Source organism: Paenibacillus sp. JNUCC-31, assembly GCF_014844075.1.
GTDB lineage: Bacteria > Bacillota > Bacilli > Paenibacillales > Paenibacillaceae > Paenibacillus.
In genome coordinates, this window is sequence record NZ_CP062165.1 from 2,711,285 (window position 1) to 2,735,664 (window position 24,380).

At 46.5% G+C, this 24,380-nt stretch carries 19 protein-coding genes; 10 read left to right on the forward strand and 9 right to left on the reverse strand.

Annotated elements, in window-relative coordinates; all coding sequences use genetic code 11:
* Positions 1 to 67: 67 nt before the first annotated feature.
* From prmC to JNUCC31_RS11825, 4 genes are all read right to left on the reverse strand, one after another.
* On the reverse strand, positions 68 to 952 hold the full coding sequence (gene prmC, locus JNUCC31_RS11810) for a peptide chain release factor N(5)-glutamine methyltransferase (protein WP_192272941.1): 885 nt from the start codon (positions 950 to 952) through the stop codon (positions 68 to 70).
* 25 nt (positions 953 to 977) lie between these two features.
* Positions 978 to 2,045 (reverse strand): peptide chain release factor 1, encoded by a 1,068-nt coding sequence (gene prfA / locus JNUCC31_RS11815; protein WP_062321670.1) that lies wholly within the window; start codon positions 2,043 to 2,045, stop codon positions 978 to 980.
* 562 nt (positions 2,046 to 2,607) lie between these two features.
* Positions 2,608 to 3,708: a redox-regulated ATPase YchF gene (gene ychF / locus JNUCC31_RS11820; protein WP_062321666.1), complete on the reverse strand. Its 1,101-nt coding sequence runs from the start codon at positions 3,706 to 3,708 to the stop codon at positions 2,608 to 2,610.
* A 192-nt stretch (positions 3,709 to 3,900) separates the two neighbouring features.
* On the reverse strand, positions 3,901 to 4,371 hold the full coding sequence (locus tag JNUCC31_RS11825) for a GNAT family N-acetyltransferase (protein WP_192271308.1): 471 nt from the start codon (positions 4,369 to 4,371) through the stop codon (positions 3,901 to 3,903).
* 349 nt (positions 4,372 to 4,720) lie between these two features.
* Here JNUCC31_RS11825 and JNUCC31_RS11830 point away from each other — a divergent pair, with 349 nt between their 5' ends.
* Complete coding sequence (locus JNUCC31_RS11830; protein WP_192271310.1) at positions 4,721 to 5,152, forward strand: hypothetical protein; 432 nt, start codon at positions 4,721 to 4,723, stop codon at positions 5,150 to 5,152.
* Between the two features lie 81 nt (positions 5,153 to 5,233).
* Here the strand turns inward: JNUCC31_RS11830 and JNUCC31_RS11835 are convergent, their stop codons facing one another.
* Entirely contained in the window at positions 5,234 to 5,404 is a 171-nt protein-coding gene (locus JNUCC31_RS11835; protein WP_111619338.1) for an aspartyl-phosphate phosphatase Spo0E family protein, read from the reverse strand.
* Between the two features lie 301 nt (positions 5,405 to 5,705).
* Positions 5,706 to 7,049, reverse strand: a complete 1,344-nt coding sequence (locus JNUCC31_RS11840; RefSeq protein ID WP_192271312.1) for a transcriptional regulator — start codon at positions 7,047 to 7,049, stop codon at positions 5,706 to 5,708.
* Between the two features lie 244 nt (positions 7,050 to 7,293).
* On the opposite strand from JNUCC31_RS11840, the gene JNUCC31_RS11845 reads away from it, so the two are divergent.
* The gene (locus tag JNUCC31_RS11845) at positions 7,294 to 7,530 is read left to right on the forward strand and encodes a helix-turn-helix domain-containing protein (protein WP_192271314.1); all 237 of its coding nucleotides are present in this window, start codon (positions 7,294 to 7,296) and stop codon (positions 7,528 to 7,530) included.
* A gap of 661 nt (positions 7,531 to 8,191) precedes the next feature.
* Here JNUCC31_RS11845 and fni read toward each other — a convergent pair.
* Both fni and JNUCC31_RS11855 read right to left on the reverse strand, forming a co-directional pair.
* Entirely contained in the window at positions 8,192 to 9,262 is a 1,071-nt protein-coding gene (gene fni, locus JNUCC31_RS11850; protein ID WP_192271316.1) for a type 2 isopentenyl-diphosphate Delta-isomerase, read from the reverse strand.
* Between the two features lie 451 nt (positions 9,263 to 9,713).
* Complete coding sequence (locus tag JNUCC31_RS11855; RefSeq protein ID WP_192271318.1) at positions 9,714 to 10,607, reverse strand: B12-binding domain-containing protein; 894 nt, start codon at positions 10,605 to 10,607, stop codon at positions 9,714 to 9,716.
* Here JNUCC31_RS11855 and JNUCC31_RS11860 point away from each other — a divergent pair.
* From JNUCC31_RS11860 to JNUCC31_RS11875, 4 genes are all read left to right on the forward strand, one after another.
* Positions 10,607 to 12,082 (forward strand): phospholipase D family protein, encoded by a 1,476-nt coding sequence (locus tag JNUCC31_RS11860; protein ID WP_228469626.1) that lies wholly within the window; start codon positions 10,607 to 10,609, stop codon positions 12,080 to 12,082. The two genes, JNUCC31_RS11855 and JNUCC31_RS11860, sit on opposite strands and share 1 nt — an antisense overlap.
* 130 nt (positions 12,083 to 12,212) lie before the next feature.
* Positions 12,213 to 12,836 carry a TetR/AcrR family transcriptional regulator gene (locus JNUCC31_RS11865; protein WP_192271320.1) on the forward strand — a complete coding sequence of 208 codons (624 nt, stop codon included), beginning with the start codon at positions 12,213 to 12,215 and terminating at the stop codon, positions 12,834 to 12,836.
* Positions 12,833 to 13,174 carry a DMT family transporter gene (locus tag JNUCC31_RS11870; RefSeq protein WP_192271322.1) on the forward strand — a complete coding sequence of 114 codons (342 nt, stop codon included), beginning with the start codon at positions 12,833 to 12,835 and terminating at the stop codon, positions 13,172 to 13,174. The genes JNUCC31_RS11865 and JNUCC31_RS11870 overlap by 4 nt, the downstream gene beginning before the upstream one ends.
* Positions 13,174 to 13,488, forward strand: coding sequence for a DMT family transporter (locus JNUCC31_RS11875; protein WP_090903482.1), 315 nt, complete (start codon positions 13,174 to 13,176; stop codon positions 13,486 to 13,488). The genes JNUCC31_RS11870 and JNUCC31_RS11875 overlap by 1 nt, the downstream gene beginning before the upstream one ends.
* Before the next feature lie 720 nt (positions 13,489 to 14,208).
* Here JNUCC31_RS11875 and JNUCC31_RS11880 read toward each other — a convergent pair.
* Positions 14,209 to 16,617 (reverse strand): S-layer homology domain-containing protein, encoded by a 2,409-nt coding sequence (locus tag JNUCC31_RS11880; RefSeq protein ID WP_192271324.1) that lies wholly within the window; start codon positions 16,615 to 16,617, stop codon positions 14,209 to 14,211.
* Between the two features lie 344 nt (positions 16,618 to 16,961).
* Between JNUCC31_RS11880 and JNUCC31_RS33810 the strand changes: the two genes are divergently transcribed.
* The 4 genes from JNUCC31_RS33810 (at position 16,962) to JNUCC31_RS11895 (ending at position 24,332) form a co-directional block, all read left to right on the forward strand.
* On the forward strand, positions 16,962 to 17,093 hold the full coding sequence (locus JNUCC31_RS33810) for a hypothetical protein (RefSeq protein WP_267132508.1): 132 nt from the start codon (positions 16,962 to 16,964) through the stop codon (positions 17,091 to 17,093).
* A 294-nt stretch (positions 17,094 to 17,387) separates the two neighbouring features.
* The gene (locus JNUCC31_RS11885) at positions 17,388 to 18,317 is read left to right on the forward strand and encodes a TetR/AcrR family transcriptional regulator (protein ID WP_228469627.1); all 930 of its coding nucleotides are present in this window, start codon (positions 17,388 to 17,390) and stop codon (positions 18,315 to 18,317) included.
* Positions 18,318 to 18,357: 40 nt separating this feature from the next.
* Positions 18,358 to 21,603, forward strand: coding sequence for an efflux RND transporter permease subunit (locus JNUCC31_RS11890; protein WP_192271327.1), 3,246 nt, complete (start codon positions 18,358 to 18,360; stop codon positions 21,601 to 21,603).
* A 506-nt stretch (positions 21,604 to 22,109) separates the two neighbouring features.
* A complete protein-coding gene (locus tag JNUCC31_RS11895) occupies positions 22,110 to 24,332 on the forward strand; it encodes a methyl-accepting chemotaxis protein (RefSeq protein ID WP_192271329.1) in 2,223 nt (740 codons plus the stop codon).
* Positions 24,333 to 24,380: the final 48 nt, after the last annotated feature.

Consider the following 24,380-nt stretch of genomic DNA (forward strand, 5'->3'; position numbering starts at 1 on the left):
GCATTCAGCAATCTCCGGTATATCTCATTGTAGAGGATTTCACGGGAAAAAGAAAACCCGTAGAACCTTACATTTTCGTCACCTGTTCCGAAGTGCGAACACCCAGTACATGCCGTTCAATGCCCGCAAGGTCCGGCACGACGATAATTTCCGGCCAGTATCCCGCCGATTCAAGCAGGGCCGCGATGTCCCCTGCCTGTCCCTGACCCAGCTCAAAACCGATGACCTGCGGCGGTGCAGGCAGCAGCGCAAGCTGCTCCAGCATGATGCGGTATGGCCCAAGTCCATCCGGGCCGCCGTCCAGTGCCGTGCGCGGCTCATGATCGCGCACCTCGGGCTGCAACCCGGCGATATCTGCCGCCGGGATGTAGGGCGGGTTGGACACCAGGATGTCCACCCGCGCCCCGGCGAACGGGGCCAATAGATCGCCTTCACGGAAGTCGATCTGCACCCCGTTCGCGGCCGCGTTCCGCGCGGCCACTTGCAGGGCAGCCGCCGAGATATCTCCGGCGCCTACCTGCCAGCGCGGGCGCTGCGAAGCCATCGTCACCGCGATGGCACCGCTGCCCGTGCCAATATCGACGGCGAGCGGAGCGCCGCCGGGAAACACGCGGTCGGCTTCGCGCAGCACAGCCTCGACCAGCAGCTCGGTCTCCGGCCGCGGAATCAGCACGGCCGGCGTGACCTCGAACGGCAGCCCATAGAATTCCTGGCTGCCGATGATGTACTGCGCCGGCTCACCCGCAGCCTTGCGCGTGACGGCGTCTTCCCAGCGGCTGCGAAGCTCGCTGGGAAAGGGCTCCGGCTGCATCATGTAGTACGCGGCCCCTTCGCGGCCGAGTACATATTCGAGCAGCAGCCGGGCATTGTTGTGCGGCTCGTACACGCCGCACTTCTCCAAAAAAGAGGAAGCCTCCACGAAGGCTTCCCGACAGCTCTGTTCCGGCGTCATGACAAACTGCGCGCGGTTCACAGGTTTATTCTCCTCTTTCCATCATATCCGTCTGCTCGGCAATCGTCAGTGCAGACAAGATATCTTCTATCTCCCCGTTCATCACCTGATCCAGCTTGTGCATGGTCAGACCAATGCGATGATCCGTCACACGGCTTTGCGGGAAATTGTAGGTACGAATCCGCTCACTCCGGTCGCCTGTTCCCACTTTGCTCTTACGCTCACTCGAAATTTTCGCCTCTTCTTCCTGACGCATCATATCGAAGATACGGGTACGAAGAACCTGTAACGCTTTTTCCTTATTCGAGTTCTGCGATTTACCATCCTGACACGTTGCCACAATTCCCGTTGGAACGTGGGTTACCCGTACAGCGGATTTTGTCGTATTTACCGATTGTCCACCAGCACCACTGGAACAGAACGTATCCACACGGATGTCTTTATCATGAATTTCGATATCGAAATCTTCGGCTTCAGGCATAACCGCGACTGTTGAAGTAGACGTATGAATCCGTCCGCCCGACTCGGTTGTCGGGATACGCTGTACACGGTGTGCACCACTTTCGTATTTCATTTTGCTGTATGCACCGCGACCGTTAATGAGGAAAATAACCTCTTTGAATCCGCCCACATCATTTGTATTGGCATCCATCAATTCCACGCGCCAGCCTTGATTATCGGCATAACGTGTGTACATCCGGTACAGATCCGCTGCAAACAGCGCTGCTTCATCTCCACCCGCCGCTCCGCGAATTTCGACAATGACGTTTTTATCATCATTCGGGTCTTTGGGCAGCATCAGCACACGAATCAGATCATCCAGTTCTTTCTTGCGCGCGCTCAGCTCATCAATTTCCATTTTGACCATTTCACGCATCTCGTCGTCCAGTTTCTCTCCCTGCATCTCCTTGGCAGCTTCGAGATCCTGACTTACCTGTTTGTACTCATTGTATGCTTCATAGGTAGGTTGCAGATCGGATTGTTCTTTGGAATATTCCCGCAGCTTCTTGTTATCACTTGCCACATCCGGATCACACAGCAACTCGCTTAATTTGTCATAACGGTCGGCTAACGCCTGTAATTTATCCAACATATATAGTCACCTCACGCTTTATTTTCGGTTATTACGCTTCGCATCGTTTCAGATGAGCGTTCCATGTTCCATCATTCGTACCATTTATAATTTACATCGCACAGCATATTTGGGAAGAAACCCTACCGTAACGTTCATTTTATGATCGACGTATAACATCGCTACAACGTCATCAAATCCTTTGCTTTTAAGTTATAAAAAGAAATCGCGTACCCTTTGCGGAAACCCGCTTCAGCTCCTTAAGTTGAGCGCGAAATTCAACATGGGTATACGACTCTTAATTATAGCATATTCTTATGCTCGTGAATAGCAACTGTTCACCAAGCCTTACACCAAAATTTCATTCTGATCAGATGGAGCCATAACGAAGTCTCTTCTGATTCTTCATCATGTAACCTGCCTTGGCGTCCTACTTTTTATTATATCCACCACTCGCAAACAATCCAGCAAAAATAATGGTCATGCTAAAAGGATCTGAAAATATAGAAAGTCCTGCTGTCTTCTCTTGAAGATAGCAGGACTTTCTATATAACATATAAGTGGTTCTGTGTTGAATTAAGAATTAAACGTTGAAGCGGAAGTGCATAACATCGCCGTCATTGACAACATACTCTTTACCTTCGAGACGAAGTTGTCCACGTTCCTTCGCACCGTTCATGGAACCGGCTGCAACCAGATCATCGTAGGAAACGACCTCTGCCCGGATGAATCCGCGCTCAAAGTCCGTGTGAATAACACCCGCTGCGCCTGGTGCTTTCGTACCCTTGCGGATCGTCCATGCACGAACTTCCTGTACGCCTGCTGTGAAGTACGTGTACAGACCCAGCAATTTGTAAGCGGCTTTGATGAGCAGGTTCAGACCGGAATCCTCGATGCCGAGTTCTTCCAGGAACATTTGTTTATCTTCGCCTTCCAGCTCGGAGATTTCTTCTTCCACTTTCGCACTGATCGGTACGACTTCAGCATTTTCAGCAGCTGCGAATTCTCTTACTTTTTGCACGTAAGCATTATTGGCTACATCGCCGATTTCATCCTCTGCTACATTGGCTGCGTACAGTACAGGCTTCAGCGTAAGCAAGTGCAGATCGCGCACGATCAAACGCTCTTCGTCCGTAAGCTCCATGCTGCGTGCCGGCTTGTCTTCGTACAAAACAGCCTTCACTTTCTCCAGTACTTCCACTTCCTGAGCAGCAGACTTGTTGCCGCCCTTCATGTTTTTCTTGGAGCGGTCGATTTTTTTCTCGACACTCTCGATATCGGCCAGGATCAGCTCCAGATTAATCGTCTGGATGTCGCTTACCGGATCAATTTTGCCATCGACGTGTGTGATGTTCTCATCTACGAAGCAGCGTACCACGTGTACAATTGCGTCTACTTCACGAATGTGGGCAAGGAACTTGTTACCAAGGCCTTCTCCTTTACTTGCACCACGAACAAGACCTGCGATATCTACAAATTCAAACGCTGTGGGTACCGTTTTTTTCGGTACAACGAGTTCTGTCAATTTGTCCAAACGCTCATCCGGTACTTCAACGATCCCCACGTTCGGGTCAATCGTACAGAACGGATAGTTTGCCGACTCGGCACCTGCTTGTGTAATTGCATTAAAAAGTGTGGATTTACCAACGTTAGGCAAGCCCACGATTCCAGCTTTCAAAGCCATGTATATGACAACTCCTCATTGATTACTTGTTCGGTATGGATAATCCTATACATTATATATGACAAACCCCAAGGCATCAAGAAACTTCGCCAATTCGACCAGAGCACCATCCGCTTCCCGAAATCCCCGGTTACTGCGGATGATGCGTTTTGCATAGATCATACCTTTGGCTTAGATTATCCGTTTTTAGGCTTACCCTTTAATTTCCTTGTACATGGTCAAATCCGTTATCTCATATCCCATCTTGCGATACAGGCTGCTCGCCCGCACATTATGCCCAAACACATGCAGACCAATGCGATCCACCCCAAGGCTCAAGGCTTCCCTCTCAAGTGCCTCCATCGTCTCTGTACCATATCCTTTACCGCGGTGCGCTTCTTCAACGACAATATCGAGCAAAAATGCCTCTTTCCCACGGCGATTATCCGTAACGTTAAACCAGATATAACCCACATTCCCGTCAACGGCATGTACCAGATTATATAAATAAGCACCCGGTGTATTCAGCCCTTCCGGCAAATATTTATCGTAGGATGCCTCCGCAAGTCCCTGCGCCTCTTCCGCAGCCCAAGTACCCGCCTCCACTTTCTCTTCTGCAAAATCTTTAATCGAGCGAACACGGAAATTTGCATATTCTTCTTGATTCATTCTGGTTAGCTTCATCAGAGTATTCCTCCACATTCATAAATATGTATACAGTTTTGGTGATGTATTCACTACATTAGAGCCTTATCTAAATATGTTATCCTATTCAACAAAATGACGCTAATGATTTCATTTGCGACTCTTGTTGTCTTGATACTTACAAACAAACGGAAATAGAACGCCCTACGGCAAAAGGAAGCGGTCTATTTTTAGGCTTTCATTCTAAATCCGGAGCCGAACCGCCCAAATATAACATCCATTTTAATGCGCAGTCCACAATTCAAACCCCTGTTCCCACGTATTCCTATACAACTTTTAGTTACCTCACTCTGTTTATACCTATATGAACGAAAGGAGCAGATTACTTATGAATACACGTCGTCCCTTTTCAAAAAGGAAAATAATCATCCTATCTATAGTGATTCTCTTCATTGGATTAGTTATTTCTATGGTTTATCAGGCGCTGGAACCCTTTAGACATTTAAGGATCACGATTCACAATCAGTCCGACTATGATCTTTCAAATATTACAGCACGCGTGAGCAGCGGCATTGACTCGTCCGACACAAACAATCCGGGTACCCTATACGCCTTAAAAAAAGGTGTCCCCAGCGGGGAACAAGTGAAGTTCGCTCCACAGCTGCGACTCTCCGGTGAAGGATCCATCCATCTGGAGTTTACGGACAGCCGTGGTGAAACCCATAACAAGACGGTTTGCGGTTATACCGAATACTTGTCTGGCAACTCCTATGTGACTGTAACCAACGAAACGATAACCGTGAAAGAGGAATGTATGTAATAACGATACTTCGTCCAAGAACTTATGTTAAAATATAGGGGCGAGCGACCCGCCAAAGTTTCTCGCCCAAAGTCGATTGGATTATTCCATCGGCTTTTTTATTTTAACCTGATTGTATTGATTAATTAGATCATCCAGGACCATAGATTGCTGTATAACATGAGGATGAAGCAGATCTCCATAGTCCATCTTAAGTTGATAGAGCTTTTTCCTCGCTGCTTCGATCTGCAACTTAAGCTCACCACAATCCATATTCACCCCTCCCTGTTGTAACATTCTAGTCCATTCTGCTAATTAGTAGGAAATCAAGCGAACTCCAACACGAAAAAGCTCCCTTCAACGTAGACAATTCATCATTCTACTTGAGGGAGCAGCTCATATAAAAAAGGCGTATTTTCAGAAATACTGGTTAACTCCCTGTGCCGTGGCCATTCGCCTTTATGATTGCTGGATGGTCTATTTCAAGGGAGATTGGTTGAATAGTAGGCATAATTACTCCTACGGCGATACTGCATGTAAATATAAATGTTGCCAATTTCATCTTCATTCGTCATCAAACCTCCTGAATCAATTTTTTGTATCGCAGTTTAGCTTCTTCGACTGCACAATACCGAAATTCTTCAAATAATTTTATACATTCTAGAATACTATCTTTATTCTTAATTTTAATTGCAAAATCCATACCTCTAAGGATCAGTTCATATCCTTTGGTGAAATTTTGATGTTGAAGATAGTATCTCCCTAAACCAATAATAAAAGTACCATATTGATCATTCGTATATTGCTCGCTGATTTTTCCAATACGGCTACTCTGTTCTTGGTACATGAAATAACCATCATATGCTTCAAGAACTGAATCAATGTTGATATCAAATCGATTTGCCGCATTCACAATTGCACATAAAGCAGGAAAGATCTCATTTTCTCTCTCAGAGATGTAGTTGATATAACTTTGGATAACCTCTGTTTTACCTGACATTAGTTCATATAGATATCGGTTGCCTTCTGCCCATTCCTCAAACTGACGAATAACAACGGTTTCCTCTTCGCTCGGATCATTTACCCAACTATAATCGGTGTACATAGACACATATTGAAGTGCTTTTTCATATTCTTCATAATAGAAACAAGCCTCTCCAAGCATCAAATATGCGTATAAAACATAGAATATAATCTGCTTTTTAGGGTTATCTTCCACTACTTTTGCTTTTTTCTTTAACTCATAATGAATCATTGCTTTTAACTTTAACTGATTAGCAAGGCTCCTCACCTTTTCCCATCGACGCAACGATGCATACACATTAATCAAATCGTTCAATCCATCAAGCTGGAAGGATTCATCAAGCCGATCTACAAGAAACTCAAACTGCGTAGCAAGTGCAAGATTGCTCAACTGATCCTTGGACAGTCCGATTGTGAACAAACGATACTGACTTAGAGCCAACCGTTCAGAATGCTGCATTTTCTCGCCCTCGGCTACACAAAGGTACAGGGGCTTGGCCGCTTCAAGCCTCCCTTCACGATATAACTGTTCCGCCAACTCGAACAAAAGCGGTGCATAGGAAAGATTATCCATAATTAGACTAACGGCTTCTTCCATATACTCGACCTTACCGAGTTCGGCACAACGGTATAAAAAAGGTCCAAGTCTTCGCCAATCCGGGCTTGTATGTACAAAACACTCATGTATGTATAATTCATAGAAGTAACCCTCTGTTAGACCCATCCCGGCAGTAAGTCGATCCAACTGCTGCATGCCTATTGGACGCAGCCCGTTCAGCGTACCACTCAACGTTCCTGAGTTAATTCCCGATATCTCAGAGAATTGATTGAGTGTCATATGGTTAGTTTTTAGATAGTCTGCTAAATGATCACGTATTGTGGCTACTGAATTCAAAGGTACACCACCTTCCAAGAAAAATTAAGCAATGGTCAATAAAATAATACTATATTTTTGAATTTAATATCAATATTTTACTTGTAAATAATTTACTTTTATTATAATGATATTTATCTGCTTTGCTTAAAATGTTGTAAAGAATAGCCTGGAAGAGGGCTAAAAAGCCTTTGTCATAGAATACGATCAAGCATCAGATCTATATCCACACGGTCGGGAGTCCACAATAAGACATCCGTGAGAAATGTCAACGCATCCATACTTGGGCGACACTTTAGATGCAGCCAGCGTCACTAAAAATGCACTGGCTAGGGAAGCAAAAGTAAGACCAAACCTTATATATGATTTGTGTGAAGGAAAAACGAAAAGGCTTGATTTAGATACCTTAAATAACATCGTGAACACTCTACGGGCAATGACAGGAAACGACTATACTCTTATAGATGTGTTAGAGTACATACCGGACGATGATAAGGTGTAATAAAACAAACTGGGCTGAGCATTGTCAATGGAGCCTTCACCTTCTCACTTTCAAAGAGAAACACAAACAAACCGTCCATGTTTACTTTGGACGGTTTGTTTGGCTTACTACTGACTTCTGATTATGTTAAAACAAGCACGAAATAGATAAGGCGCTTTAAGGATTTGATAAGTTGTACTCCATACGGAGTGCAGCCGACCCACTTCCGCCTGGATGATTTCAATCCACGTGCTCCATACGGAGTGTGACCAACAAGATTTGCAACAATACTCTAACACAGTTAAATTTCAATCCACGCACTCCATACGGAGTGCGACCCTAGCAAGTACAAATTATCCAAAATAGATCGAGCTATTTCAATCCACGCACTCCATACAGAGTGCGACTGCGAGTAACCTCTAGGTTTGTATTCCACAATTATTTCAATCCACGCACTCCATACGAAGTGCGACAGCGGAAACACACGTAATAAAGTCGCAAAATTTAGACATTACTACGTGTTTCCCATAATTATAACAAATCTTATCTACATTTATGATATAAAACAGCCTAAATCGAACATCAGTGTTGCCAAAAGGTCACAAAAAAGTTGTTTTCGGGTGCGAATCCTTCAGGGAAATCGTGTGAGCTTGGGATTCGCACCTCCATTTCGGTCCCCTATCTAACGCCGCCGCTCGACCAAACGTGGCGTCCCTTGCAACTCTTCGATTCGTCCGGCGCCGATGCCGAACATGACGGTACGCAGTTCGAACTCGACTTGCTCCAGCCGCTGATCCAGTGCCTCGTCGGAAGCGACCGCAGACTCCAGCAACGATCGGCCAAACCCCGCCAGGTCTGCACCTAGCGCGAGCGCTTTGGCCGCATCCACTCCGTTATATAGTCCACCACTGCCGATCAGGACACCATCCGGATTCAGTGCTTTCACTTCCTGAATACTTTCCGCTGTAGGAATGCCCCAATCGGCAAATGCCTCTGCTGCAGCCCGGCGTACCGGATTGTTGTTTCGGAACTTCTCCACCTGTACCCAACTGGTGCCACCCGCTCCAGCCACATCGACAAAGGCTGCGCCTGCTTCATACAATCGCTGTGCCGTCACTCCGTCCATGCCAAAGCCCACTTCTTTCACGCCAACAGGCACATCCAACTGGTGACATAAATCCTCGATCCGTTGAAGTAACCCGCTAAAGTCGGTATTTCCCTCCGGCTGAAAAATCTCCTGCAAACTGTTCAGGTGAAGCACAAGCATGTCCGCTCCCGCAATCTCAACGGCCCGCTGGAAATCGGCCGTGTTGAAGCCGTAGTTCAGCTGCACCGCACCGAGGTTCGCGATGACCGGAATATCGGGTGCCCAGCGCCGCACATCGAAGGTATTGGCCAGCTCCGGGTTTTCTACAGCGGCTCGAATCGAGCCTACACCGAGTGCCCAGCCCCGGGCATTCGCGACACGGGCCAGCCGTTCGTTTATGGCGCCTGTTGTCTTGCTTCCGCCTGTCATCGAACTGATGAGCAGCGGCGTACGCACGTTTTGACCCATAAAAAAAGTTTCCAGGCTCACGTCGTTAAAATTCAATTCAGGTAACGGGTTATGACGAAAAGAATACCGCTCCATCCCGCTGGTTACCCCTTCTCCTGCAACATTCTCCTCAAGACAGAGGCGCACATGCTCCAGCTTCCGTTCTCCCGTGGCCACCTCGGGAAGCAGCCGTTCGCTGGCCCGTTCTTGTTCATTCATGATGAGACCTCCTTATGTGAGAATAGTGCTGATGGACAGAATAACCTGTCAGTTTCAGATTCCTTGCCTCTATGTAACGTACAAAATATATGAATTGGATCTATATATGTTCAACTAATATTTACACGATAACAGCGATCAGAAAGTTGTTCTATCGTCAGAGTGTCCATGGAGATATCCATTAGTTTACTTATATGGTTTAGACGTATTACAGGTCAACTCTATCCAGTATACCGTTCCACACCTTCGATGGAAAGGGCGCCCCGAAACAGAACTTCAGCTTGGATTTCGGGGCATGCTCCTCCAAAAATGACCAACTGGTCAAAATAGTTGAATAGATCAATGAAATGAAAAAAACACCCCTCGCGCTCTTGCGTCAAAGGATGTCCTGTATACACTAACCTATACCTTTTATTGAAGTCCTGCTTTAAGAAACATAAGAATCAGTACCTTAGCCCAGGCGGCCGCTCTGCAAAATACTCACGTTCCATCCACGATTGCCAATCCGCTGAATCTCCGGGCATAATCCACTGCGGGTAACGTGCATTCTCTGCACGCTCATATCCCTTGCTCCCAAGAACAAAGCGCATATGCGGGAACTCGCCCGCAATTCGTCCCAAAAGCTGATCACACAGCTCAAGCAGTTCAGAACGGGTAACCGAAAGACAGACCAACCGGATGTTCTGCTCTCGAATGATGGGGAACACCCCCTCTTCCGGCGTATTAGCTCCGAGATAGAGCACTTCTGCACCATTTTGCGCATAAAGAGCGAGAACAACAATAACCCTACCTGATGATGCTCCCCTTCCGGGCACATGGCCAGAACTTTGGGCAGATGCGGATAGATCGGGAACAGATGGAAAAACTGATAGAAGCGCTGTGAGATCAACTGTGTCATGAAATGCTCCTGAGCAACCGAAGCCCTGCCCTGTTCCCAGGCATCTCCAACCCGAACCAGAATGGGTACCAGCACATGATAAAACATGGAATCATATCCGTACATGGTGAAGCCGGAATCTATTAGCCCATTGGCCCGTCCACCCTGAAAGTTGTATAGCGAGTCGTAGATCTGATCGGCTATACGTTCATACGCCTCATCCATCGTGGGTACTGGAGCTGTTAACGGCGTGGGCAAAGCGGCCTCAGGTGGTGGGGTGGTTTTGTTCGCCTTGAGCATGCGAACCGCTTCCGAAATATTGGTCTGATGCTGCTCTACCTGCTCTTTCAACCAGCGCAGATCCTCGACAATCTCTGTCAATTGAATCCATTGAATGGGGCGCTCTGCGTCAATGTTGTTATCCGGGTGGTAATAGAAGTCAGCAAGCACAGAAGGGGGAGCTAACATTGTTTTCTTTTGGCCGCAAGACATCTGACCGCAAGTCTTCACGCGGCAAATTTCCATACATACGAACAGGTCTTGGATTACTGGTATTATGGCTTATTACCGTTATGCTCTACCAGACCTATAAGCCATTACCACCCGGCATTTCCTATGAAAGTCCGGTATACCGTGTGGATCAGGTGCAGTTTCTCACTGATCTGACCTACCCCTCCACTGACGGACAGATGGAGCACGAACAGCAGATCTTCCAACGCATGCTTCAGGTTGTCGAGGAAGCGGAACAGTTTGTCGTGGTGGATATGTTTTTATTCAATAACTACCAGCACAAAGGGCAGCATTTTCCACCTGTCAGCACAGAGTTCACGGACGCCCTGGTCGCCAAAAAAAATCAGAAACCGGATATGGACATCTGGTTCATTACGGATGAGGTGAACACCAACTACAACTCTGCGCCCAATCCGCTGCTGGAGCGGATGAAACAGGCCGGAATTCATGTAGTCATCACAGATGTGGACCCTTTACGCGATTCCACTCCCGTGTATTCTGCTGTATGGCGCACCTTCTTTCGGTGGTTTGGTCAATCCGGGGATGGATGGATTCCGAACCTGATGGCAACCGACGGACCGGATGTCACTCTGCGCTCCTACCTCAAGCTGCTTAATGTGAAAGCCAATCATCGCAAAGTTGTAGTCAGCGAGAAGACGGCCATTGTCTATTCGGGCAACATTCATGATGCCAGTGCATACCATTCAAACATCGGTTTTGAAATAACTGGGCCCGTAATTGGGGATATTCTTGAGTCGGAGCAGGCTGTACTGAACTTTTCGGGCGGGGGCAAACTCCCTTCGTATACCGCCCCTTCCACAGACCCGAATAAGGGGGATTTGCGAATTCGTTATCTGACCGAGGGCAAAGTAAATGACGCGGTGCTCCATGAGATTAATCTATCCGTAAAAGGTGACACCTTATGGATGGGCATGTTCTACATCGCTTCACCTAAAGTATTGGACGCTCTGCTCGAAGCCTCGAAACGCGGTACCGAGATAAAGCTTGTCCTCGACCCGAATGAAAATGCCTTTGGTCAGGAGAAGATCGGCATTCCCAATCGTCCTGTAGCTGCCGAGCTGCATGATAAGTCGGATGGCAAGATTCAGATTCGTTGGTATAACACAACCAAAGAGCAATACCATACCAAACTGATGTACATTGCCAAAGCTACCGGAGATCATATCGTCCTTGGCGGATCAACCAACTTCACCCCCAGAAATATGAATGATTATAATCTGGAGAATGATCTCTGGGTCGCTGCCCCGGCAAACAATGCCTTTACGCAAAGTATCGCGAATTACTTTGATCGATTATGGAACAATGAGGATGCCAAGTTCACCCTGGACTTGGATGAGTTCCAGGAAAAAACGACATTTTTGAAAGAAATCGTATATAAGCTGCAACTGATCTTGGGTTTGACGACCTTCTAATTAAAGTTGAACTCCAATTTCTAAGCATACACCCGCCTGTACACATCGTGCAGGCGTTTTTTGTGGCTTGACAGCGAATGTGAAATGTGAAAATATAGATTACCTAACGACCGTTAGGAAGGTGATGTTAATGACTGCACATTCGATTCGGGATGCTGCCCTGATCCATTTTGCAAGAGATGGTTATGAAGGAGCTTCCTTAAGAGCAATCGCAGACGAAGTCGGGATTAAGAAACCGTCCATATATGCACATTTTAGCGGCAAGGATGACTTGTTTTTGCACACGCTTGCGCATGCGTTCAAGGATGTTCAGCGTCGAACGCTGGAATACTTCCGTGACCATTCCGGTCTCCCTCTGGAACAGCGGTTAAAGGGGTTGCTGATGTGGTTTGAGCTAGAGTACAACTCCAACGCCTCTGCCCGCTTTATGCTGCGTATGTGTTACTTTCCGCCGCTTGCACTATATAGCGAAGTAATGGATTTGGTGTATCCATTTCTGGACGGGATGGAACGCTCACTGACTAGGCTGTTGGAGCGTGAGATTCGTAATGGGGGCATGCCGGCTGTTCCGGTAGAACAAGCTGCAATTGCTTTTATGACTTTTCTCGATGGCATTACGGTCGAGATTATTTATGGAAGCTCTCGTCGATACAAGAGACGTATTGAAGCGTCCTGGCCTGTGTATTGGCACGGCATTCAATATCTGAAAGTAGAGGCACAGACAAAGGTGCCGAAAGGAGATTCATCATCATGAACCGCAACTGGTTATATGTATTCATCGGAGGAATCATTGAGATTGTGTGGGTAAGCGGGCTGAAACACGCCTCGAATGTTTGGGAATGGGCCTTGACGGCCGTTGCCATCATTTTCAGCTTTGGATTAATTATCGCTGCTTCCAAAAAGTTGCCTGTAGGAACGGTGTATGCCGTATTTACCGGGATTGGTACCGCAGGTACGGTACTGACCGAAATGCTGCTGTTTGGTGAAGCATTCTCCCTTGCCAAGGTTTTGCTAATCGGTCTGCTGCTATGCGGAGTGGTTGGACTGAAACTGGTCACGGACCAGCAATCAGCAAAAGGAGGTGAAGCATAATGGCTTGGATGGCAATTGTTGGTGCAGGTATATGTGAAATTTTTGGCGTGATCGGCATCAATGGCGCTTCGTCTCGCAAGGGCTGGCCTTATATCGTGCTTATGCTTGTATCGTTCGTATTCAGCTTCTCGCTCTTGTCCTATGCCATGACTTCTATTCCCATGGGCACTGCATACGCAGTGTGGACTGGAATCGGTACGGTGGGCAGTACGCTAACAGGTATGTTCCTGTTCGGTGAGCGGAAGGAAGCCAAGCGCCTGCTATTTATAGCTATGATTTTGGTGGCGGCAATCGGATTGAAATTGATTACGTAAAATCTAAACTGTACCCTATAGAGTAGACAATAAGTCTATCTATAGGGTGTTTTTGTTTTATGCTTGAATAATAGGTAGAAATGGTGAAATATGAGCAGAAAAATTTTATAGTAGGCGAAGTGAAGTTGCTTTCTGCAAATCGATATGTGAAGTCCTTATCTGCGAAAGGAATTAGGTATATAGACGAGTTTAATCAACTGTTTATTGCATCAAATCAGCAAGGAAAGTTGCCCTGAGACATTTTTAAAACCTGTGGATTTGACGTACAGATGATTGAAATGACTCGCATCGAATCCTCTGGGAAGCGCGCTTATCTTTCCACCATCAAGGATAGCTCGACCAATGAGATTTTGTCTTATCATGTGTCGGAGCCGAATGACCATGGATCTGGCGACAAATGCCTTGCTTCACTTACAGAAAAATCGAAGATGACCGAAGATGCCTTCATACATACCGATATAACGCTCCGCAGGATCGTTCTTTGGTCATTTTAAGGAAAGAACTATACGATGCTAGACGAAGTCTAACGAGAAATTAAGTCTATATGATATTCTACAAACTACTACTGACAATGGAACTAAAAAAAGATGACCCCTGTAGAATACAAAGATCATCTTCTTAAAGCAGTATAGTCTTTTTTAAAATGTCCTTTACCTAGAGCACGGTTTATGTTTGACTTGGTTTTCTATTTATTCGTTTACTCCTGATAGACAACTACACTTACATTGGCTTATTATCTTCTGGCGTGTTTGCTGTAAAAATGACATTATGATTAACTTTGGTGACACTCCATCCGACCATTAAATTCCCGAATGCAGAACCTATTTTGTCAGCCAATTCATCTAATGTCTCTGTTCCTGATAATCTAACACGTTTGGTAACTTCAGTTGTACCGTCTTGGAATAAGACTCTAATGGTCCCTGGCTTGCTAGGAGGAGCATCAATTTTTAAAGTTATAGCTTGCTTCACGCCCGCATACATCTCAGTTCCCGGTGTGGTGATCGAGCTGGATACAACTCCAAAACCTACTGTTGCTTCCTCTATTACCACGGATAGATTAGGATTATTCTCCGAAGGTACTCGGGCTGTAAATATAACCTTCCTATCATTTGACCTGACGTCCCAATCAGCTAAAGAGTTATTAAATGCCATCGCTATTTTCATTGCCACTTCAGCAGCAGTCTCTGTACCCAGCAATTTAACATTTTGGAGAATAGTAATGTTACCGTCTGTAAATTTAGCCGTAATGGTTCCGGCAGATGTTGCCCCTGAGTCTATCACTAAAGTGGCCACTTGTGCAGTACCTGGTAGTGGTGCTTTTCCTACTGCTGTTATAGTACTATCTGGCATGCCAATTCCTGTGTTTAATCCAGAAAGTCTCGCCATAGCCTTTATGTTATTCTCTGCCGGAAGCTCTGAAGTGTAAATCACTTCTCTGCCACTTGAAGAAACGATCCAATTAGGAATCGTGCTCCCGAATGCAGCCGCTATCTTGTCAGCGAGTTCACTCCCTGTTTCAGGGCTCCCCATCATAGACACATAGGCTGTCCATGAAGATATTCCATCCGTGAACTTAACCCCAATCGGCCCACCGCTACTCTCAGAATAGGGAAGACTTAGCGTGACCACCTGAGAAGTGTTGGTGTTAGGGTTCCCTGGAACCGTAAGCGTACTCGATGGCGCCCCAACCCCTGATGCTTCCAATGCATATATCCGAACACTTTCATTATGAGTACCTGGCACTTGAGATGTGAAATGTACCTTGACACCCTCAGCTTCTGTACTCCATCCCGCTACGAGCGTTCCAAATGCTTCTGCTATTTTGGAAGCTATTTCAGCAGCTGTTTCTGTTCCCATCATGTAGAAGTCTTTTCGGACAGATACTACTCCATCTGTAAAATAGACATAATATGAACCTGGAGCAGTCGCACCGTTCTCTATCTCTAACGTTGCTATTTGAGCCGTACCTGCATTGTTATGAATACTACCTGGAACAGTAATGACACTGCCACTCGAGACCACACCCGTCATTATGCTTTCCACAGTGACTTTAACCTGATCGTTGTTAACGGCTGGATCTACTGCTGTGAAATAAATGCTTGCACTCTCAACATCCACATTCCATCCTATTAACGTGTTATCAAACGCTCTGGCTACTTTAGAAGCTACCTCAGAATCCATTTCAGTTCCATCAAGTTCTACATAAACGGTCACTGGATTGACTCCATCCATAAACGTTGCACGCAATGAACCTGGCGCATTCGCACCGCTTGTTATTGTGAGAGTGGCCACTTGAGATATACCTTGGACGGCTTTGACGCCTTGGGTGGTAATTATTGTGGATGTCCTCACTCCTGTAGTAGTCGAAGGTGAATCAGAGTCATTAGATGTACTGGGTGAACCCGAGTTCGCAGTAGGTACAGATGGTGAAGGAATATTTCCGTTATCTTTACTTTCATTTTCTTTTTCTCTTTCTCTTTCTCTTTCTCTTTCTCTTTCTCTTTCTCTTTCTTGAATCAAGGTTATCACTTTATCCAACATCACAACAGCTTCAGCTCGCGTAATTGGGGATACCGGTTTGAATGTACCATTTGTATAACCAGTAATGATATTTTTTGAGAATAAAGCACCTATAGCACCCTTACTCCAATATACAAATTCTGAGGAATCCTTAAATGCTAAAGTTGCTTTTTCATTACTCGGTAATTTTAGTAAGCCTGCTAGAATAACTGCAGCTTCTTGACGACTTATCGGTTTAGAAGTACGTATAGTTTGATCTTTATAACCTTGTATGTAGCCTGCTTTTATAGCCTTTTGTACTTCTAGATAGCTCCAATTTGAAGACAACAAGTCAGTGAAATGTATTTCTTCTACCTCATTAAAATCAAACTGCCGATTAACCAATGCCATAAATTCCCCACGCGTAATCAAATTGTTCGGCTTGAGTGTTTGGTCAGAATAACCTCTAATCAATCCTTCTGAAAGCCATTTACTAAGGGTATGTTCAGCCCAATGTCCTTCAATATCTAAATGGGTTTTCTGACCATATGCAACCCCACCAAACAGGGATAGCATACTCGTAGCTAAAATGAATATGCCTACTTTTCGAGTCGTTTTTCTAAAAAACATATACATCCTCCAGTTCAAATTTAACCATTTAATTAATCAATCGAATAAATTAGACTATCCCCTCCAATTACTGCTCGTAAAGCGATTTAAGATTACAGTATTGAGTTTCAACCGTTTACCTCTCAATACTATATTAGTATATCGGTTTACACTAGTTCACTAGTTATACTTAAATTAGGAGCGAACGTTTGCCAACGTCTACTACATCTGATACCAATGGGATTTATAAAAGACGACCCCTGTAGAATACAGAGATCATTTTGAAGAAATGTAGTCTTTTTGGGGATATGATGTAAAAAGGGAACCTCCAAACACTCTGTTACGTAAGAAAGGATGTCGTGATAATGAAAAAATGGTTCGTGCGCATGGGTTCTTTTACCGGATACATCTTTCTGATCGCAGTGGGAGCCTTCTATTTGATTGCTCTTGTAGCCATTATTCTTCTGGCCATTTACGTGTTTAGGGGCGGGGCCTGAAATCGATCATGGTGAACTTATCAACCTCAACTTGTCTCTGCCTTAACCTGAATACTCCGTATTTGATACATATTGCAAAACACATTCATCACTCATTACATTGCCTTTATGGCGTCTGCATGCTGTAGGAAATGCCCCAGAACCCTCAACATGCCCCACCTCTTTTTCCATTTTCCTCCCATTTGAATTTCATTGTTCATATCGCTTATACTTGTTTTGACCCTAAAGTCAATTCCAGAACTCATAAGTTCCGCAGATGAGGTGAACGAATCGTTAATGAACCCTATCCATGAAATGAATGAGAAGAAAAAGCTCATTATTACCACAGCACTCAAACTGTTCTCAGCCAAAGGCAGTGCTGCAACATCCATGCAGGAAATTGCAGAAATATGCGGGATGTCGAAGGGCAGCCTCTATCTCATGTTCAAATCCAAAGAAGAATTAGAGGCCAGTACCATGGAGTACTGCATATTTACGCTTATGGATGAAATGTCCCAGATTGAACATGAAGCTGGCCTCACTTCGAGAGAACGTCTGCACAAGCAGATCGAGACACTGCTTGTCCATGTATCCGAGCTGAAGGAATTTTTACGCGTGCAAATGCGCAGCATGATGATGGATGATGAGCAGTATCGCAAGGAAAGGTGCAACCCGCAACACAAGGATCTCGAGGTCCGCACCTTGCACTGGTTCAAGGACAAACTGGAGGATCTGTACGGACCGGAGATTGAACCCTATACCATTGACCTTATTTTGCTCACCCATGGTCTGTTCCTTTCCTACGTCAAGATCTGGTTTACGGAAATGCCTTCCCTCACCGTCTCCAAGTTGGCAAACAACATGTTGCAAACGATCGATTATGCAGCTCTCGGATTGCTGGGTCAGCGCCCTGAGCCTTTGATCCCTTTGGAACATTGGCCCGCGTGGAGCAGCGATTCAGATACGGATTCCACTGTGATGCGTCATCCCATTCACATTATCAAACAGATGAAGGATATCATCACGTCTGATATGCCTCCAGGGCAATTGCGCAATGACGCGCTGGAGACCATCGCCATCCTGAGACAGGAAATGATGGAATTCACACCGCGACGTGCCATTATTCTGGGCATGATGCGCAATCTGGATCACATTCCTGTCATCCAGCCATTGCACTCCGAGCTTCAGCACATTATGGATGCCATGTATAGCCGGTATATCCAGGCTGGCTCGTCACAACCATAAAGAAATACAGGGAGAAACAGAGAGGAGAAGAAACCATCGTATGAAAGGAATTATTAATTTTTCACTGAACAACAAGTTTGCGATTTGGATTCTGACCATCATCGTTTCCTTCGCCGGTTTGTACAGCGGACTGACGATGAAGCAGGAAACCATTCCAAACATCAATGTGCCATTCCTGAGCGTCACGGCCATTGATCCGGGGGCAGCTCCAGAAGGTATTGTCGAGGATGTCACCAAACCACTGGAACAGACATTAAGAAATGTAGAGGGAATTAAGACACTTACCTCCACCTCCATGGAGAATGCTTCATCTATCACTCTCGAATTTGATTATGGTACCGATCTGGACAACGCTACAGCAGCGGTACGTGAAGCGTTGAATGAGGTACAATTGCCGGATGGTGTACAGAAACCAACCATTTCCAAGTTCAGCATCAACTCCTTCCCGGTTGTCTCACTCAGCTTGTCTGACAAAGACGGCGGCGATCTGGAACAATTGACAAAACTGGTTGAAACGGATATCCAGCCTGCACTCGAAGATATTGACGGTGTAGCTCAAGTCCAGGTTTCCGGCCAATATGTTAAGGAAGTTCAACTGAAGTTTGACCAGAAAAAAATGAATCAACTTGGTTTGACCGAAGACACAGTCAACGGCATCGTTCAAGGTTCTTCTGTCCGGGTACCATTGGGACTATTCGAACTGGACAAAGCACAGAAAGCTGTTGTTGTTGACGGTAATATCATCGATCTGAATGATTTGAAAAATCTCGCTATTCCGGTTGTACCAGGCGGTGCAGGAGCAGGCCGCGGTTCGGCCACAGCTCCACAAGGCGCGGGTGCACCAAGCGATGCTTCCGCACAGGCTGGTGGGGCGGCACAAGGTACAGCTCCAGGATCTGCGCAGGGTTCAGACCAGGCTGCAGGACAAGCCGCTGGTGGAAATGCCAGTGTGGGTAGCCCTTCAGGCGCCGCTAATGCACCTGGAATTCCAACGGTTAAATTAAGCGAGATCGCCAAAATTGAAGTTATTGGTCAGGCGGAATCAATCTCCCGGACAGACGGTAAGGAATCCATCGGGATCTCCATCGTCAAGTCCAATGATGCTAATACGGTTGATGTCGTTAAGGCGGTTAAAGACAAAGCGGAAGAATTGCAGACGCAGTTCAAAAACGCCGATTTGACTGTTTTGCTCGACCAAGGTAAACCTATTCAGGACTCTGTAAATACGATGTTGTTCAAAGCAATGTTTGGTGCTTTGTTCGCCATTTTGATCATTCTGTTGTTCCTGCGTGATATTCGATCCACCATTATTTCCATTATCTCCATCCCGCTCTCCTTGCTCATTGCATTGACAGCACTCAATATGATGGACATTACACTGAACATGATGACCCTGGGTGCCATGACGGTCGCGATTGGTCGGGTTGTCGATGACTCCATTGTCGTGATCGAGAATATCTATCGCAGACTGACACTCAAGGGAGAAAAACTCAAAGGCCGTGATCTGATCCGGGAAGCCACCCGGGAAATGTTCATTCCGATCCTGTCTTCCACCATCGTAACCATTGCGGTATTCCTGCCGCTGGCACTGGTGAGTGGCATGGTCGGTGAGCTGTTCATGCCATTTGCCCTGACAATGGTCTTTGCCCTCGTGGCATCCCTGATTGTGGCTGTTACGATTGTACCCATGCTGGCACACACGCTGTTCCGCAAAGGTCTGAAGAACAAGCAGAATCATGAGAAACCAGGCAAGATGGCGGAAGGTTACAAACGACTCTTGAACTGGACATTGTCACACAAACTCATCACCGTCAGCGTTGCTGTATTACTGTTGGTCGGCAGTTTGTTCCTGTATCCGTTCATCGGTGCAAGTTTCTTGCCGGAGCAACAGGATAAATATGTGACGATAACGTACAGCCCGGAAACTGGAGCTTTGCGTGAAGATGTTGAAAAAGAAGCTCTCGTAGCCGAGAAATGGTTGCTGACGCAGCCAGGTCTGGAGAAAATGCAATATTCCATCGGCGGCAGCAATCCACTGAGCAGTATGGGTGGAGGAAGCTCCAACTCTGCGCTCTTCTATATCGAATATAACGAAGATACAAAAGACTTTACCAAAGTGAAAGAACAGCTTGTGGAAGGTCTGAAGAAGGAAGTTACTGTAGGAACTTGGAATGAGCTCGATATGTCCGGGGGTCTGGGAGGCAGCAGCTTGAGCCTTTCCATCTATGGTGACAGTGTAGAGCAGATCAAACCGGTCTCGGATGAAATTCTGAAATTGGTTGAAGCAGATACCCAATCTTTTGAAAAAGCCGACACTACACTTTCCGATACCTACGGGCAATACACACTCGTCGCGGATCAGGAGAAACTGAGCTCGCTGGGTCTGACTGCAGGCCAACTGGCTATGACGCTCAGCCCTGCACGTGAACGCCCTGTACTCACAGAAGTGGATATCGACAACAAAACGTATAAAGTCTATGTAGAGACGGACAAAAAGACATTTACCAGCATAGCTGATATTGAAAATGAAAAAGTCACTTCACCGCTTGGCATCGAAGTACCGATCAAAGATGTCGCCAAAGTGGAAGAAGGCACCTCGCCGAACTCCATCATGCGTATTGATGGCAAAGTCGTCGTTCAGGTGTCAGCCAACATTTTGGCTTCCGATGTGCAAAAGGCTTCAACAAACTTGCAGGCGAACATCGACAAGCTGGATCTGCCTGATGGTGTTGAAGTGAAGTTTGGCGGTACAACCGAACAGATCAATGACACGTTTACCCAACTTGGTCTGGCCATGCTGGCAGCCATTGCGATTGTGTACTTTGTACTTGTCGTTACGTTCGGCGGCGGACTGGCGCCATTTGCCATCCTGTTCTCCCTGCCATTTACCGTCATTGGTATTATGGTCGGCCTGTTCGTGGCTGGCGGTACGCTAGATGTCTCTGCCATGATGGGTGGACTGATGCTGATCGGGATCGTGGTCACCAATGCCATCGTCCTGATTGACCGTGTTATTCACAAGGAAAAAGAGGGTATGCCTACCCGCGAAGCCTTGCTGGAAGCCGGTGCAACACGTCTGCGTCCTATTCTGATGACAGCTCTGGCTACCATCGGTGCCTTGCTGCCACTGGTTACAGGACTCGAAGAAAGCGCAGGGATCATCTCGAAAGGTCTCGGCATTACTGTTATCGGCGGCCTGATCAGCTCCACGCTGCTGACTCTGGTTATCGTGCCAATCGTGTATGAATTCCTGATGAAGTTCAAAAAGAAAAGAATCGAAGATTAATCGACATCTTCTGTTGATCGATTTAGATCACCATTTAGAATTAAGATGAGCTTCTAACTTAGAACACCCCTTAGTCCACATTAGAATGGTTTGTACATTCTGATCTTCGGCTAAGGGGTGTTTTACATTTAGCTACGATTGCTTAGCGTGTAAAATGAGAGCAATTCCCCTCACGGATTCCATCCCCCTATTCCCGGTAACACATGAACAAAGTAAATCTTCCTCCAAATAAAGACGCATAATCATTTGTATTTATTGATGAAATATTCGGAAAATATGACATATACCCTCGTATTCTTGTTGATTTTCTTGTATAAACATTGATAACAGCATTTTGCAAAATGCTTGTACAGAAGGACGTGAGATCCCGCCTCGATACGGTGTCTGGTTCTGGAATAATGAAGGCGGTGTCATTGATCACCGTCCGTCACCCATACTGGCTGGGAAATTACGTTTCCGCACAGTCTCGCAAAGGAATTTTAAAATCAGAAATCGGGGTGGTCCGCATGTTTGATTGGCTGGGATGGAGAAAAGGGTGGCCGCTGTGGCGGTCGTACCGGTTAAATGTACATATTCAGCAGGATGTGGAGGAAATCTTTGAGGGGATCGCCGAGACCCGGCGGCAGCTTTTGATGGATTGGACACATGAGCAGTGGAATCATCTGGATCGATTGCTTCAGCAAGTACGGGCGGCTCAGCCACAAGGTATGCTGCAAGGCTCGGCCAACGGTCAGACACTAGATACATGGTTCGCAGCAAGTTATATACGCGCTTCGGATAGTACGGAGCTTTTTATGGTGAACGAGCAAAACCAGGTTGTATTTTCTACATACAAGCAACATATTGGACAGATCTACGAAGATGGAAATACTTTGATCGGGCCAGGACTAAGGTATGCCCAGGCAGATATCAACGGACAAAAGTGCCTGTTCGGGCCTTATTCTGATCCAATCACATTAGAAATCGGACCACGTTCTTCCACGTTTCACGATGATGTAACCTTGATGTTTATCGTACCTATTATGGAACAAGATCGATACATCGGTTCCCTGTGCAGCCGTGTGCCAAATGATGTATTAGGTGATCTGATCCAGCGTGAATCTGGCCATATCTATCCCGATTCCGGTGACAATTATCTCTTCATGGCTGAATCGAAGCTGCGCCCTGCACTTCAACCGGGCACTGCCCTGTCCCGCAGCCGCTTCGAGGATCATACGTTCACCCATGGGGAAAATCTGAAAGACGGCGTTACCACCGATTGGGGCGTCGTATCAGTTAAGGAGCATACCGAACTAGAGTTAATATTTACCGATCCTTCCACCAGCGAACTTCATCCCGGTGTAGCCAATACGATCCGCAATGGCTCCAATCTGTTTGTGTCATACCCGGGGTACTCGGATTATCGTCATATCTCAGTTATTGGCAAAGGCATTACATTCCAGTTGCCCCACTGCCCGGATCTATGGGGCATGATGTGTGAAGGCGATCTGGAGGAAGTGTATCGGATACGCAGCATTGGCTGGCGGCAATTCAAGCAGCACAGCCTTTATATCCTGTTGTCAGGCATGGCGGGAGCGGCACTTGTATATGCGCTGACTGGAAGTGCATGGAACGCAGCAGCCATTGCTTCCTTCAATGTCATTTATGGATTCCTGACTGCAAGCCAGCTGCAACGAAAACATGTTCAACGGGTTCATGAGGATTTACGCCGCATTAGCCGATTTATTCGAATTAACGCCGAAGGCAAGGGGGATCTGACCCAGCGTCTGGATACATCTGCTTTTGCCCAGGATGAATCGGGGGAACTGGCAAAATGGATCAACAACATGATTGACTCGCTGGAAGGCATCATGCTCAAGGTACAGCTTGCCACGGTAGATGTCATGAACAACCAGCATCAGATGCGGGCGTCAACGGAGACCACACAGGGAACAACCGAACGTGTAAACCTCAAACTCGGCTCCATGATTCAGGGGATTCGCAAGCAGCTTGAGGACCTGGATCAGGCCAAAGCAGCCGCAGATGATATGCGCCTCACCCTGCAGCAGCTTGAAGTGTCTGCTACAGAACAGATTGACGTAGCTCGTCAGGAAGTGGAGCGCATTGGTGACAAAATGGCTCAGATTTCGGGAGCCGTGTCCGATACCAACCAAACGATCCTGTCCTTTATGGCGACCATGCAGGATATCTACCGCGCGCTCGCTGTCATTGATGAAATCTCTGCACAGACGAACCTGCTCGCACTGAATGCTTCCATTGAAGCAGCCCATGTCGGCGAACACGGACGTGGATTTGCTGTGGTTGCAGGTGAGATCCGCAAGCTGGCCGAATTATCACGTTCCTCCACGGAAGACATTCATCAGATTCTGGATAATATCTCTGTAGCGGCAAGAGCAGCCTCGCAATCCATTAAGGAAGGTGATCAGGTGCTGGCTGAGGGAACCACGCTCGTTCAGGCCGCTTCACGTTTACTCCAAAGTGCTACAGCTGATGAACCCCAACGGACACAGGTTGTGGATCAGGTTGTGGTGTTAATGGAGAATATCGCCGCGATCAGCCACAATAACCGTTCCACATCTTCCGAGGTGGAAGCCGAGATGGTTGAGCTTATCAACGACATGCTCCATGTTCAGCATTCATCCCATAACGTGGAAGCCATTACGGTCTTTTTGCAACAGCTTGTGGGACAATTCCAACTTACGCATCCTGAAAAAAAGAATTTCACCTGACATCATCATTGACGCGGATTGGAGAAATAGCTAAAATTTGATGCAACT